We start from the raw sequence: 13,488 nt of genomic DNA, 5'->3' as shown, positions 1-13,488 counted from the left end.
GCAGCAGCCCGGCCAGCGCCGGGCGCACCCAGACCGGCCGGGGGCGCGGACTGGCGGGTTCGGGGGTCGGGGGTGCGGAGTCACGCTCGGCGAGGGCCGTCATGACGTCACTGTCACCGGCCGAGCTTGGTCGTCGTTGTGGCGTTCCTGTGCGAAACCTGTGCGTGGCAGCCGCACCTCGAACTCGGTGCGGCCGGGTCTGCTGTGGACACCGACCGTGCCGTGGTGCGCGTGCACCACCGCGGCGACGATCGCCATGCCGAGACCGGTGCTGCCGGCCGCGCGGGAGCGCGAGGAGTCGCCGCGCGCGAAGCGTTCGAAGACGTGCGGCAGCAGGCCGGGGGCGATCCCGGGGCCGTCGTCGGTGACGGTCAGGACCGCGGTGCCGTCCGCGGACACCGCGAGCCGCGTGGTCACGGTCGTGCCGGGCGGGGTGTGGGTGCGGCCGTTGGTGAGCAGGTTGCCGAGCACCTGGTGCAGGCGCTGGGCGTCGCCGGTCACCACGACCGGGTCCGGCGGCAGTTCGAGCCGCCACCGGTGCTCGGGCCCGGTGATGTGCGCGTCGCCGACCGCGTCGGCGACCAGGCGGGTGAGGTCGACATCCCCGGCGTCGAGCGGGCGGCCCGCGTCCAGGCGGGCGAGCAGCAGCAGGTCGTCGACCAGCGTCGTCATGCGGTCGGCCTCGGACTCGACCCGGCTCATCGCGTGCGCGATCTCCGGCGGCACGCGCCCGCCGCCGCGCCGGGTCAGCTCGGCGTACCCGCGGATCGCGGCGAGCGGGGTGCGCAGCTCGTGGCCGGCGTCCGCGACGAACTGGCGCACCCGCATCTCGCTGTTCGCACGGGCGTCGAGCGCGTTGTCGATGTGCACGAGCATCCGGTTCAGTGCGTGGCCGACCTGCCCGACCTCGGTCGAGGGATCGGTGTCGGTCACCGGGACGCGCACCGACAACGCGACGTCGCGGCGGTCCAGCGGCAGCTCGGTGACCTGCGCCGCGGCCGCGGCCACGCGGTCCAGCGGGCGCAGGGTCCGGCGCACGACGAACGCGCCCACGAACCCCGCGCCCAGCACGGCGATCGCGGCGACCGCGGCCAGGATGATCCCGACGGTGACCAGCGTGTCCTCGGCCTGGTCCAAGGGCAGGCCGAGGATCAGCACGGCGCCGTCGTCGATCGTCGCGATCACCCGGTAGTCGCCGCCGGACAGCGAAATCGTGTGTGCGTGACCGTCGACCGGCACCTCCAGCAGGGCCACGGCGTCGGTGGCGGGCAGCGCTTGGGCCTCGTTCTCCGGCGAACCCGGGATCTGGGCGAGGGTCGCCGCCGCGCGGACCTGGCCGCCGGAGAGCTGCGCGTACAGCGTGCCCTCCGCGGTGCCCGGGATGTGCAGCGGATCGTCGCCGGCCGGCCCGTCGAAGTGCCGGGTCCGCTCGACCGCGTCGCGCACCTGCGCGTCGACCTGCTGGGTGAGGAACCTGCTCAGCGCGAACTCGCTGATCACGCCGACCACCAGGCACACCACGGTGAGCAGCGCGACGAGTGCCGCGATCAGCTTGGTCCGCAGCGGCCGGACGCGCCGCGGTCGCGTCCCGGCCCGCGGATGCGGGGTCATGCCACGACGATCCGCCTGGATCGTGTGGAGTCCTTGTGGAGTTCCTGTGCGGCGGCTGTGTCCGGCCGGGCACAGAAATCCTTTGGCCCTGCCACAGTCCGCGCACAGCGGAGCCGCTGAAGTGGTCGACGCGCAAGACCGTCGCTGCGATCGCCGTCGCGATCTACGCGGCCGGCGGGTCGGCCGACGCCTCGGCGACGGAACGCGCTGCACGGCGAGTACGTCGTCTCCGACGGCAACGGCGGCTACACCGCCCACACGCTGACCGAGGGCGACCAGGCCGGCACCGGCACCCCCGGCGGCAGCCAGCAGGGCGTCCTCCCACGCCGCGACGACGGCACCGCGGACTCGGGTTCGAGCTGACCTCGGTCCACGGCGCGACGGTGGCCGGTGTGGAGCACGACTTCCGTGGTTGCGCCGCTAGCGGGCCCGCGCGCGGAGGTGGATGCGTTCGCCCTGCCGGCCGAACAGGCTGAGCACCTCGACGCCGCCCCGGCCGGCCGCGCCGAACCAGTGCGGGATCTGGCAGTCGAACTCGGCCGCTTCGCCTGCGGCCATCACGAAGTCGTGGTCGCCCAGCCGGACCCGCAGCCGCCCGCGCAGCACGTAGAGCCATTCGTAGCCGGCGTGGGTGCGCAGGTGCGGTTCCTCGTCGTGCGCGGGGATGATCATCTTGTACGCCCGCGGCTCGCCCTGGTGCCGCGACAACGGGATCAGCACCCGGCCGTCCTTGCGCGTCGGCTCCTGCGGCACGCGTGGATCGACGATCCGGGGCGCGGCGACGATCTCGTCGAGCGGGATGCCCAGCGCCGTGGTGACCGGCAGCAGCAGTTCCAGGCTCGGCTTGCGCTGCCCCGATTCCAGCCGGGACAAGGTGCTCGTCGAGATCCCCGTGGTCCGCGCGAGATCGGTCAGGCTGACGCCCTTCCGTTCCCGGGCGCGCCGCAGCCGGGGTGCGATCTGCTCGATGACGGCGCCGACGGCCGGTTGTGAGTCCACGGCACGCAGTGAACCAAGGCGTCCCGGTTTTGGCAACGTTCGTTGTCGGGACCGGCCGGATCTCCGGATGCTCGTGGCGGAGGTGATCCGACATGGAGAACACACTGTGGGACGCGGTGATCATCGGCGGCGGGGCGGCCGGTCTGTCGGCGGGGGTGGTGCTGGCGCGGGCGCGGTTCGCGACCCTGGTCGTCGACGCCGGCGAGCCGCGGAACGGGCCCGCCGGCCACATGCACGGCTACCTGACCCGGGACGGCATGGCGCCCAAGGAGTTCCTCGCCACCGGGCGCGACGAGTTCACCCGCTACGGCGGCACCGTCGAGCGGGCCACGGTGGCCGCCGCCCGGCGCGACCCGGACGGCACGTTCGAGATCCGGCTCGGCGACGACCGCGTCCTGCGGGCGCGCTCGGTGCTCGTCGCCACCGGGCTGACCGACGAGCTGCCGGACATCCCGGGGCTGGCCGAGCGGTGGGCGTCCGAGGTGCACCACTGCCCGCACTGCCACGGCTACGAGGTGCGGGGGCGGGCGGTGGTGGTCATCGGCAGCGCCCATCTGGCGGCGCTGATGCGCCGGCACAGCCCCTCGGTCACGTTCTGCCCCAACGGCACCGAAGTCGGCCCCACCGAGCGGCACCGCCTCACCGCGTACGGCGTGCGCGTGGTCGACGCGCGCGTCACGCGGGTTAGCGACGGGCTCACCCTTGAGCTCGACGACGGCGGGACGCTCACCTGCGACGCGATCTTCGTCCAGTCCCGGCCGGTGCCGCACGACGCCGTGCTCAACGCGCTCGGGGCGCGCCGCGACCCCGGGAGCGGGCTCGTCGACGTCGACCGCCAGGGTGCCACGGACGTGCCCGGCCTGTGGGCCGCCGGCAACGTGGTCAACCCGAGGGCGCAGGTCGTCGCGGCCGCGGGGGCGGGTGGCACCGCGGCCATCGCCATGTCCTCCTGGCTGCTGGAGCGGGAGCTCGCCGGGGGCGCGGCCCGATGATCGCCACGCAGACCCGCAACCGGCTGCTCGCCGGGGTCTACCTGCTCGGGTTCAGCCTCTTCGCGATGGGCACCGCGGAGTTCCTGCTGGCCGGGGTGCTGCCCGCGGTGGCCACCGACCTGGACGTCCCGCTGTCGTCCGCCGGGTTCCTGATCACCGCGTTCGCGCTCGGGGTGGTGCTCGGCGGGCCGCCGTTCGCCGTGCTCAGCCTGCGCTGGCCCCGCCGAGCCACGCTGGTCGTGACCCAGGCCGTCTTCGCCGCGAGCGTGGTCGCCGGGCTGCTCGGCGACTACCCCGTGCTGCTGGTCAGCCGGGCGGTCTCCGGCATCGCCTACGCCGGATTCTTCGCGGTGGCGTCGGTGACCGCGATCAGCCTGGTGACACCCGACCGGACCGCCCGCGCCTCCGGGGTCGTGGTGAGCGGGCTCAGCGTGGCGATGGTCGCCGGCGGGCCCGCGGGCACGCTGCTGAGCCACTTCACCGACTGGCGCGGCGGCTTCTGGGCGGTGGCGGCGCTCACGGTCGCCGGGATCGGCGGGTGCCTGCTCGGCATCCCGGCGGCGCCGAACCACGCGGCCCGGCCCAGCGTGGCGCGCGAACTGGCGACCATGCGGAAACCGGCGTTGTGGCGCCTGTTCGCGATCACGATCCTGACCACGGCCGCCTACATGATCACGTTCAACTACCTCGCGGCCATGCTCACCGTGCCCGGGGTGTGGATCCCGGCGATCCTCGCGCTCTTCGGGGCCGGCGCGTTCGCCGGGCTGTCGATCGGCGGCCGCGTGTCCGATCGGCGTCCGCACCTCGCGCTGGTCACGGGTGCCGCCGCGATCGTGGTCCTGTCGGTGGTGATGGCTGTCGCGGTCCGGCACGGATGGGTGGTGGTGCCGGTGGTCTTCCTGCTCGGCGTGGCGGCGTTCGTGCTGAACCCGGCGATCTACGGGCGCGTCTTCACCGTGGCGGCGGACGCGCCGACGCTGGCCGGCGCCACCACCGTGTCGGCGTTCCAGCTGGGCATCAGCATCACCCCGGTCCTGGCGGCCGCCGCGCTGAGCCGGGGCGCGCCGCTCACCTCGGTCTGCCTGATCGGGGCCGCGCTCGCCGCCACCGCGATGCCGCTGATCCGGCTCGACCGGCGCTAGGCCTCGTCCGCGATCCGGGCCAGCATCGCGCGGAACGCACGCTGCTCGGCCGCGCTCAGCGCGCCGAGCAGTTCGTCCTCCAGCGCGCGGATGCCGGCCCGGGCCGCGGCGTGGCGGGCTTCGCCGTCCGGGGTCAGCCGCACGATGTGGGAGCGCCGGTCGGCCGGGTCCCGCTCGCGCACGACCAGACCGGCCTCGGCGAGTTCGTCCAGCAGGCCGATCAGGCGGGTCTTGTCGTAGCCGATGGCCTTCGCCAGCGCGAGCTGCGACGTCGCCGGGCGCTCGGCGAGGCTCGACAACGCCGCGTACGCCCACATCGAGAGCCCGTGTTCACGCAGCACGGGCTCTTCCGCCTTCATCAACCGCCGCACGATGCGCGCCAGCGAAGCGCCGAGATCCGTCACGCCCCGAATCGTAGAGTGACAAAACGATACGCAAGCGCGTACGATCAGCGCATGCAGACAATCACCGAGTCCATCTCGATCGCCGCCGCGCCCCAGACCGTCTTCGACCTCGTGTCCGACCCCGGGCAGCTGCCCAAGTGGGCTCCCGGCGTGGACGCCACGCGGGTGAACGTCCGCGCCTCCCGCGAGCACGGCACCGTCGACTTCTTCGCCGCCGACAACCCGGACGCCGGCGTCTACACCCGCGTGCTGCCCAACGGCCCGGGCGCGGAGTACCAGTTCACGATGTTCTTCCCGGACGGCACGCCGGAGACCGCGGTCGCGGAGCAGGCGTCGGTCGTGCGGGGCGAACTGGAGACCGTGCGCGCGCTCTGCGAGTGAGCGCTCAGGGCCGGTGGAAGTGCTCCACGTGCACGACGTCGTCCGGCACCCCGTGCTCGGCCAGCGCGGCCCGCACCGGCCCGGCGACCTCGGACGGCGCGCACACCAGCCACTCGTCCACCTTCGCCGGGTGCAGGCGCACCTCCAGCAGCGCCCGGATACGCCCCGGGTCCAGCCCGCCCGGCACGTACCGCTCGTACGAGATCGCCAGCGCCTGCCCGATGCTGTCGAACGGCCGCGACCCCCGCGAGTAGCGCAGCGACGGGTCGCGCTCGTCGGTCCGGTAGTGGGTCACCCGCAGCCGCCCCTCGAAGCGGCGCGTGTATTCCGACAGCTCGTCGGCGAACAGCGCGTCGTCCCCCGACCGGTTCACGTACAGCAGCGTCACCCGGCTGCGGGGCGAGGTCTCCAGCAGGTGCACCACGACCGGCAGCACCGGGGCGATCCCCGAACCCGCCGCCACGGCCACCACGTGCCGCGGCCGCGAGCGCAGGGTGAACGTCCCGGACGGCGGCCGGGCCAGGACCCGGTCGCCGAGCCGCAACCCCGTCGCGTATTCCGAGAACCGCCCGCCGGGCACCCGCTTGATCGCCACCCGCAGCTCCGGCTCGTCCGGGCACGCGCAGATCGCGTAGCTGCGCTCCACCGGCTCGCCGCCGATCTCGGCCCGCACCACGCGGTGCTGCCCCGGCGCGAACCGGAACACCTCGCGCAGCCCGTCCGGCACGGCGAGGGTGACCGCGACGGCCTCCCCGGTCAGCCACCGCACGCCGGTGACGGTCAGCGGGTGGAACTCCGCGGGCGGCGCCTCGGCGACCGACGCCGGCGGCTCCGGCGCACGCGGCGCGGGGATCGCGGCGTAGCGGTAGAACGGCTGGCTGGGCCGCTCGGCGTGCATCCGGTGGTAGCCGGTCGGCCGCCGCCGGGGATGCCAGTCGTGGCACCACGACACGAGCGTGAGCGCGAGCCGCTGCGGCAGCAGGTAGACCACCGCCAGCTCCCACCCGTGCCCGGTGCCGACCACGGCGGCCAGCACGCACGGCAGGAACACGAGCATCGCGAGCATCTCGGCGCTCTCCGCGGTCGGCCGCCCGGGTGTGGACAGGTAGCGCCACGCGTACCAGAGGTCGACGGTCGCCCAGCGCGCCGGGAGCGTCCACGCCGGGCCGCGCGTGTTCCACGGCGTGAGGTGCTCCGGCGAGCCGGACCGGTGCTGGGTCAGGTGCACGTACCGGGCCGCGGGGAAGCCGCCGAACGGCGACACGAACGGCACCGTCAGCCGGCCGAGCACCTCGTTCACCCACGTGAGGCTGCCCGCCGCGTGGTGCGCGGCCTCGTGCAGCACGGTGAAGAGGGCGACCACGGCGAGGGTGTGCAGCGGGACGGTCACCCACGCCGGTGAGTGCCAGACGAGCGCGAGCAGGGTCGCCCAGCCCCACAGCGCGAGCCCCGCGACCAGCAGCCCGGCGGTCGGCACGACCACCACCGGCAGGCGCGTCCGGGGTTCCGCCAGAGCCTGCGGAACGCCCTGGACCTGGGCATCGGCTATCACGAACCGGGCTCCTGGGGACGGCGGGACGGCTGGACCAAGACCGTAGACAAAGGGTGTGGAAATGTAAACGGAGAGTCCGCGCCCGGACCCGGCGGCCGGGGAAGCAGGGTCCGGCCGGTGCTGTCAAGTCGCTGGCCTAGACTCGGCCTTTGGGCACCGCCGTGCCCGCTTGTCGGCTACCACCCGAAAACCAGGTTTTCACGGCTCGAGGAGAACACGTTGAAGAGCACCGTCGAGCAGCTCAGCCCGACGCGAGTCAAGATCAATGTCGAGGTGCCGTTCGACGAACTCAAACCGAACTTCGACCGCGCCTACTCCAAGATCGCCTCGCAGGTCCGCATCCCGGGCTTCCGGCCCGGCAAGGTGCCCGCCCGCGTCCTGGAGAGCCGGATCGGCCGCGCGCCGGTGCTCGATGAGGTCGTCAACGAGGCCATCCCGGCGAAGTACCTGGAGGCGGTCCGGGCCGGCGAGGTGCGCACCCTCGGCCAGCCCGACTTCGAGGTGACCAAGCTCGAGGACCGTGAGGTGCTGGAGTTCACCGCCGAGGTGGACATCCGCCCGGAGATCACCCTCCCCGACTTCAGCGGCCTGTCGGTCAGCGTCGACGACGTCGAGGTGACCGACGAGGAGGTCGAGGCCGAGCTGGACAACCTCCGCGCCCGCTTCGGCACCCTCAAGGGCGCCGAGCGCCCCGCCCAGGACGGCGACTTCGTGTCGATCGACCTGTCGGCCACCGTCGACGGCCAGGAGGTCGAGGAGGCCGCCACCACCGGCCTGTCCTACGAGATCGGTTCGGGCCAGCTGGTCGAGGGCATCGACGAGGCCATCATCGGCGCGAACGAGGGCGAGACCAAGACCTTCACCACCAAGCTGGTGGCGGGTGAGTACGCCGGCCGCGACGCCGAGGTGTCGGTGACCGTGCAGAGCGTCAAGGAGCGCGAGCTCCCCGAGGCCGACGACGAGTTCGCCCAGCTGGCGAGCGAGTTCGACACCATCGACGAGCTCAAGTCCGACCTGCGCGAGCGCCTCGGCAAGATGAAGAAGGTCCAGCAGGGCGTGCAGGCCCGCGACAAGATCCTGGACGAGCTGCTGGAGACCGTCGACGTCCCGCTGCCGGAGAAGGTCGTCGAGGCCGAGGTCGAGAACCGCAAGCACGACGCGATCCACGACCTGGACCACAGCGAGGAGAACCTCGCCAAGGTGCTGGAGACCCAGGGCAAGACCCTCGAGGAGTTCCACGCCGAGCTGCAGACCGAGGCGGAGAAGGCGGTGCGCACCCAGCTGCTGCTGGACACCGTCGCCGACGCCGAGCAGGTCCAGGTGGGCGACGCCGAGCTGACCGAGCGGATCATCTACCAGGCCCAGCGCTTCGGCATCAGCCCGGACGAGTACGTGCAGCGGGCCCAGCAGTCCGGCCAGCTGTCCGCGATCTTCGCCGACGTGCGCCGCGGCAAGGCGCTGGCCTCGATCGTGCGCAAGGCGACGGTCACCGACGCCTCCGGCGCCGAGATCGACCTGAGCGACCTCTTCGGGGACGAGGAGGAGGCCCCCGCGGCCACCACTGAGACCGAGGTCACCGAGGAACCCGCGGCTGCTTCCGAGAAATAAAGCTGTCAGCGAACTTGGGCGGTACCGGGCATGCCGGGCCGCCCGAGTTCGTTAGGGTCGGTTACAAGATCTCAGCATCTTCGACAGTGCACAGTGGATCTCCCTCCCCGGGAGAGCCACAGCGGTGAAAAGGCAGGCAGACGTGACGCAGCACAAGGCAGAGGCACGCAGCTCGACCGCGGGCCTCAATCTGACCGACTCGGTGTACGAGCGGCTGCTCCAGGAGCGCATCGTCGTCCTCGGCTCCGAGGTCAACGACGAGGTGGCGAACCGGATCACCGCGCAGCTCCTGCTGCTGTCCGCGGAGGACTCCGAGTCGGACATCCGCTTCTACATCAACTCGCCGGGCGGCTCGGTGACCGCCGGGTTCGCCATCTACGACACGATGCAGCTCATCGAGCCGGACGTGGCGACCTACGCGATGGGCCTGGCCGCCTCGATGGGGCAGTTCCTGCTGTCCTCGGGCGCCCCCGGGAAGCGCTACTCGCTCCCGCACGCGCGCATCCTGATGCACCAGCCGTCGGCCGGTGTCGGCGGCACCGCATCCGACATCGCGATCCAGGCCGAGGTCTTCGGCAAGTGGAAGCAGGAGCTGGCCCGGATCACCGCCGATCAGACCGGTCAGACGGTCGAGCAGATCATCGCCGACGGCGACCGGGACCGCTGGTTCACCGCCGAGGAGGCGCGGGAGTACGGCTTCGTCGACCACGTCCTCACCCGGGAGAACCAGCTCCCGTCCAGCAACGGCAGCCGCTGACCGGGCCTGACGAGGAGAAAGCTCTCATGAACAACTTCCAGCTTCCGCAGTCCCGGTACATCCTGCCGTCGTACGTGGAGCGCACCAGCTACGGCGTCAAGGAATCGAACCCGTACAACAAGCTGTACGAGGAGCGGGTCATCTTCCTCGGCGTGCAGGTGGACGACGCGTCGGCCAACGACGTGATGGCCCAGCTGCTGCACCTCGAGCACGAGGACCCGGACCGCGACATCACGATCTACATCAACTCGCCGGGTGGCTCGTTCACCTCGCTGATGGCGATCTACGACACCATGCAGTTCGTGCGCCCGGACATCCAGACCGTCGCGCTGGGCCAGGCCGCCTCCGCGGCCGCGGTCCTGCTGGCGGCCGGTACCAAGGGCAAGCGGCTCGCGCTGCCCAACGCCCGCGTGCTGATCCACCAGCCGGCCACCGAGGGCACCTACGGGCAGGTCTCGGACCTGGAGATCCAGGCCAACGAGATCCAGCGGGTGCGCCGCCTGATGGAGACCACGCTGTCCAAGCACACGAACAAGACCGCCGACGAGGTCCGCGCGGACATCGAGCGGGACAAGATCCTGACGGCCGAGCAGGCCAAGGAGTACGGCATTATCGACGAGGTGCTGCCGTACCGCAAGGCGTCGCAGATCGGCTGAGTCCTGGCCCCGGGACTCTGGCCCGGGCCGGTGCGTGTCCTACCCGGCACGCCCCGTCCCCCGGTTTAGGGTCTCGGGGCGCCCGGCGCCCGCTGGTCCTCCCGCGCGGCGCTCCGGGCGGGTACCGTCTAGGGGCAGCGGCCATTTTTCCCGCTGGCTCGGCGGTGAGGGCAGGAACACGATCAGGTGTGCCGGCAGGTGCACCGGAGGGGAACAGGTCAACGGTCATGGCACGGATCGGCGACGGCGGGGACCTGCTGAAGTGTTCTTTCTGCGGGAAGAGCCAGAAACAGGTGAAGAAGCTCATCGCCGGACCTGGCGTCTACATCTGCGATGAGTGCATCGACCTGTGCAACGAGATCATCGAGGAGGAGCTGGCCGAGGCCGGCGAGGTCAAGCTCGACGAGCTGCCCAAGCCGCTCGACATCCACGAGTTCCTCGACCAGTACATCATCGGCCAGAGCGACGCCAAGCGGACGCTCGCCGTGGCGGTGTACAACCACTACAAGCGCATCCAGTCCGAGGACAAGACCGGTCCGAAGGACGCCAAGGACGAGCCGGTCGAGCTGGCGAAGTCGAACATCCTGCTGCTCGGGCCCACCGGCTGCGGCAAGACCTACCTCGCGCAGACCCTGGCCAAGATGCTGAACGTGCCGTTCGCCATCGCGGACGCCACGGCGCTGACCGAGGCCGGGTACGTCGGCGAGGACGTCGAGAACATCCTGCTGAAGCTGATCCAGGCGGCGGATTACGACGTCAAGCGCGCCGAGACGGGCATCATCTACATCGACGAGGTCGACAAGATCGCCCGCAAGTCGGAGAACCCGTCGATCACCCGGGACGTGTCGGGTGAGGGTGTGCAGCAGGCGCTGCTGAAGATCCTGGAGGGCACGACGGCGTCGGTGCCGCCGCAGGGCGGACGCAAGCACCCGCACCAGGAGTTCATCCAGATCGACACCACGAACGTGTTGTTCATCGTGGCGGGCGCGTTCGCGGGCCTGGAGAAGATCATCAACGAGCGGGTCGGCAAGCGCGGCCTGGGCTTCGGCGCCGAGATCCGCACGAAGGCCGAGATCGACGAGAGCGACGTCTTCTCCGACACGATGCCCGAGGATCTGATCAAGTTCGGGCTGATCCCGGAGTTCATCGGCCGTCTCCCGGTCGTGGCGAACGTGACGCACCTGGACAAGCATTCGCTGGTCCGGATCCTCACCGAGCCGCGCAACGCCCTGGTGAAGCAGTACAAGAAGTTGTTCGAGATGGACAACGTCGAGCTGGAGTTCACCAAGACGGCGCTGGAGGCCATCGCCGACCAGGCGGTGCTGCGTGGCACGGGCGCCCGCGGCCTGCGCGCGATCATGGAGGAGGTGCTGCAGCCGGTGATGTACGACATCCCGAGCCGCACCGACGTCGCCAAGGTCGTCATCACCGAGCAGACGGTCCGCGAGAACGTCAATCCCACGATCGTGTCGCGCCAGCCCTCGCGGCGCCGCAGCAGCGAACGTGGCGAGAAAACGGCCTGATCTGCGTGAAGGCGGTTCCGCCGCGCTCGCTAAGCTAGTCCGATGAGCGTGGAGGGGGCTGGTCCCCGTTCGGGTGCCGGCGAGGGCACCGCTCCGGCCGAGGCCGGGGACACCGTCGTTCCGGAGGGGCGGGACGACGTGCGCGGCATCAGCGATCTGACGTTCCGGATCGTCGCGCCGTACCTGAGCAGCGCGGCGCTGTACAAGGTCACGCTGGTGCTGTTGGGGCTGATGACGGCGGCCTGCGTGATCGCCGCCCCCGTGCGGCTCTCGGCGCTGCCCCTGATCCCGCTCCCCGTGCTCGGCCTGGGCTTCTACGCGCTCCGCCGGGTACGCGCAGCAGGCACCGAGTACCGCCCCTTGCTGCGCTGGTCATGCGTACTCTTCGCGGCGACGCTGTTCGGGTTGTGGCTGCTGTCGGTGGTGGGCCGCTGGGTCAGCTGACCTGGCACTGCCGGCGGCCGGCAACGCAAGGGAACCGGCACTCGGCTGTCCGCGCGGCAGCCCAGCAAACCGCCGGCCGGCAACGCGAGCCGACCAATACACACTCAAAGAGAGGGGGCGGGGGAGGTGGCACCCAAGGTGACCGTCCGGCGCCGTAGGCGCCTCCGCCCGTAGGGCGGGCTCTTCGCCTGCCTAACGTCACCTCTAAAGATCAAAAGATGTCCTCGCCGGACGGGCAGGCTCCGGGATGACGGGGGACCGTTGTTGTCTCGCCTCGGGCAGGTGGTCGCTGGGTGGTCATCCCGTCGCCTTCCGGTTTGTGTGTATCACTTTGAGCCAGGCCCGCAAGGTTGGCATGTCATCTCGCGTTGGCAGCGGATGTTGCGGGCCTGGCTCAAAGTGATCGTTGCGGTGTCAGGCGACGGGATGACCACCCAGCTTCGTTGGGGTCAAAGATCAAAAGCGGGCGCTACGCGCCGGGGTGGTGCCTGCCGAGGAAGCTCACCATGCTTGGCACCACCGTGCGGTTGAACGAGTCGCCGTGTTTGCCCTTCGCCGTGTAGCCGATTTCCGGTCTCGTCTCGGCGATGAAACGTCGGGCGCCGCTGATGAACGCGTCTTCCGTGCCGCACCACACGGCCGTGGGGATGCCGGCCGTCGCGCCCAGGTTCCTCAGCGGGTCCATCGATGCCCAGTCGGCCTCGTCGCGGAAGGCGTTGCGCTTCGCCATCTCCGTCCAGGACAGGATCAGCGCCGGCGCCAGCAGGGCCAGCGCCCCCACCGGCTGACGCCGCTCCACCCGGCGGCGGGCGTACAGCAGCGAACCGAAACCGCCCATCGACATCCCGGTGCAGGCGAACGGCAGTCCGTCGACGCCGCCGAGGCCGCGTTCCCGCAGCCACTGCGGAACCTCCTCCAGCAGCATCCCCATCGGATCGTCACCGGGGATGTTCTCGTGCCAGTAGTTGTCCCCACCGTCCACCGCGACGAACCCGAACGGCTGAACCCGCTTCCGGGCGACCTGGCTGGCCAGCTCGGCGAGCGTCCCCGTCGGCGCCGCCGTCCTGGCCCGTCCGCGCAGGCCGTGCAGCAGCAGCGACACCGGCAGGTTCCGCGGCGGCGACTTCGACGGCAGCAGGGTCACCAGGTCGACCATCCGGTTCCGGTACCGCGACCACACCCGCTCGACCTTCGCGACCCCGATCTGCGTCGCCGGGGAGGACGACGTCACACCGAGCGCCCGCTGCAGCGCCTCGCTCACCGGCAGCACCCCGGTGGCGGTCCCGGCGGCGAACGCGGCGATCCCCAGGCCCGAAGCGCCCGCGATCAGCACCGAACGGCGGCTCGGCCGCCTGCGCGGTTCGGTCGCTTCGTCCTCGTTCACCTGGCCTCCCGGCGCCATTGAACATCAATCCCGCT

13 protein-coding genes are annotated in these 13,488 nt (G+C 71.4%); 8 read left to right on the top strand and 5 right to left on the bottom strand.

Going from position 1 to position 13,488, the window contains the following annotated elements:
• Positions 1–99: 99 nt before the first annotated feature.
• Positions 100–1,611: a sensor histidine kinase gene (locus D0D28_RS25305; protein ID WP_116113016.1), complete on the bottom strand. Its 1,512-nt coding sequence runs from the start codon at positions 1,609–1,611 to the stop codon at positions 100–102.
• Positions 1,612–2,031: 420 nt separating this feature from the next.
• Entirely contained in the window at positions 2,032–2,610 is a 579-nt protein-coding gene (locus D0D28_RS25295) for a helix-turn-helix domain-containing protein (RefSeq protein WP_094007774.1), read from the bottom strand.
• A gap of 92 nt (positions 2,611–2,702) precedes the next feature.
• Here D0D28_RS25295 and D0D28_RS25290 point away from each other — a divergent pair, with 92 nt between their 5' ends.
• Positions 2,703–3,602: an NAD(P)/FAD-dependent oxidoreductase gene (locus D0D28_RS25290; protein WP_116113013.1), complete on the top strand. Its 900-nt coding sequence runs from the start codon at positions 2,703–2,705 to the stop codon at positions 3,600–3,602.
• A complete protein-coding gene (locus D0D28_RS25285) occupies positions 3,599–4,744 on the top strand; it encodes an MFS transporter (protein WP_116113011.1) in 1,146 nt (381 codons plus the stop codon). Before D0D28_RS25290 ends, D0D28_RS25285 begins: the two co-directional genes overlap by 4 nt.
• Here the strand turns inward: D0D28_RS25285 and D0D28_RS25280 are convergent.
• Positions 4,741–5,148: a MarR family winged helix-turn-helix transcriptional regulator gene (locus D0D28_RS25280; protein ID WP_094007771.1), complete on the bottom strand. Its 408-nt coding sequence runs from the start codon at positions 5,146–5,148 to the stop codon at positions 4,741–4,743. The genes D0D28_RS25285 and D0D28_RS25280 overlap by 4 nt on opposite strands.
• A 51-nt stretch (positions 5,149–5,199) precedes the next feature.
• Here D0D28_RS25280 and D0D28_RS25275 point away from each other — a divergent pair, with 51 nt between their 5' ends.
• Positions 5,200–5,529, top strand: a complete 330-nt coding sequence (locus D0D28_RS25275) for an SRPBCC family protein (protein WP_094007770.1) — start codon at positions 5,200–5,202, stop codon at positions 5,527–5,529.
• A gap of 4 nt (positions 5,530–5,533) precedes the next feature.
• Here the strand turns inward: D0D28_RS25275 and D0D28_RS25270 are convergent, their stop codons facing one another.
• Positions 5,534–7,081, bottom strand: coding sequence for an FAD-binding oxidoreductase (locus tag D0D28_RS25270; protein ID WP_116113008.1), 1,548 nt, complete (start codon positions 7,079–7,081; stop codon positions 5,534–5,536).
• Between the two features lie 219 nt (positions 7,082–7,300).
• Here D0D28_RS25270 and tig point away from each other — a divergent pair, with 219 nt between their 5' ends.
• The 5 genes from tig to D0D28_RS25245 all read left to right on the top strand — a co-directional run bounded on the left by tig (position 7,301) and on the right by D0D28_RS25245 (position 12,069).
• Complete coding sequence (gene tig / locus D0D28_RS25265; RefSeq protein WP_094007768.1) at positions 7,301–8,689, top strand: trigger factor; 1,389 nt, start codon at positions 7,301–7,303, stop codon at positions 8,687–8,689.
• A 142-nt stretch (positions 8,690–8,831) separates the two neighbouring features.
• Positions 8,832–9,446, top strand: a complete 615-nt coding sequence (locus D0D28_RS25260; protein WP_094007767.1) for an ATP-dependent Clp protease proteolytic subunit — start codon at positions 8,832–8,834, stop codon at positions 9,444–9,446.
• A 26-nt stretch (positions 9,447–9,472) separates the two neighbouring features.
• Positions 9,473–10,102, top strand: coding sequence for an ATP-dependent Clp protease proteolytic subunit (locus D0D28_RS25255; protein ID WP_094007766.1), 630 nt, complete (start codon positions 9,473–9,475; stop codon positions 10,100–10,102).
• Between the two features lie 227 nt (positions 10,103–10,329).
• Positions 10,330–11,625 (top strand): ATP-dependent Clp protease ATP-binding subunit ClpX, encoded by a 1,296-nt coding sequence (gene clpX, locus D0D28_RS25250; protein ID WP_094007765.1) that lies wholly within the window; start codon positions 10,330–10,332, stop codon positions 11,623–11,625.
• A 42-nt stretch (positions 11,626–11,667) separates the two neighbouring features.
• Positions 11,668–12,069, top strand: coding sequence for a hypothetical protein (locus tag D0D28_RS25245; protein WP_094007764.1), 402 nt, complete (start codon positions 11,668–11,670; stop codon positions 12,067–12,069).
• A gap of 469 nt (positions 12,070–12,538) precedes the next feature.
• Here D0D28_RS25245 and D0D28_RS25240 read toward each other — a convergent pair whose 3' ends face one another.
• Complete coding sequence (locus D0D28_RS25240) at positions 12,539–13,471, bottom strand: alpha/beta hydrolase (RefSeq protein WP_116113006.1); 933 nt, start codon at positions 13,469–13,471, stop codon at positions 12,539–12,541.
• Between the last annotated feature and the right edge of the window lie 17 nt (positions 13,472–13,488).

Origin of the sequence: Amycolatopsis ruanii (assembly GCF_003385175.1) — a bacterium.
GTDB classification, from domain to species: domain Bacteria; phylum Actinomycetota; class Actinomycetes; order Mycobacteriales; family Pseudonocardiaceae; genus Amycolatopsis_E; species Amycolatopsis_E thermalba.
Note: the sequence above shows the minus strand (reverse complement) of the source record. Positions and strands in the feature narration are given on the sequence as shown.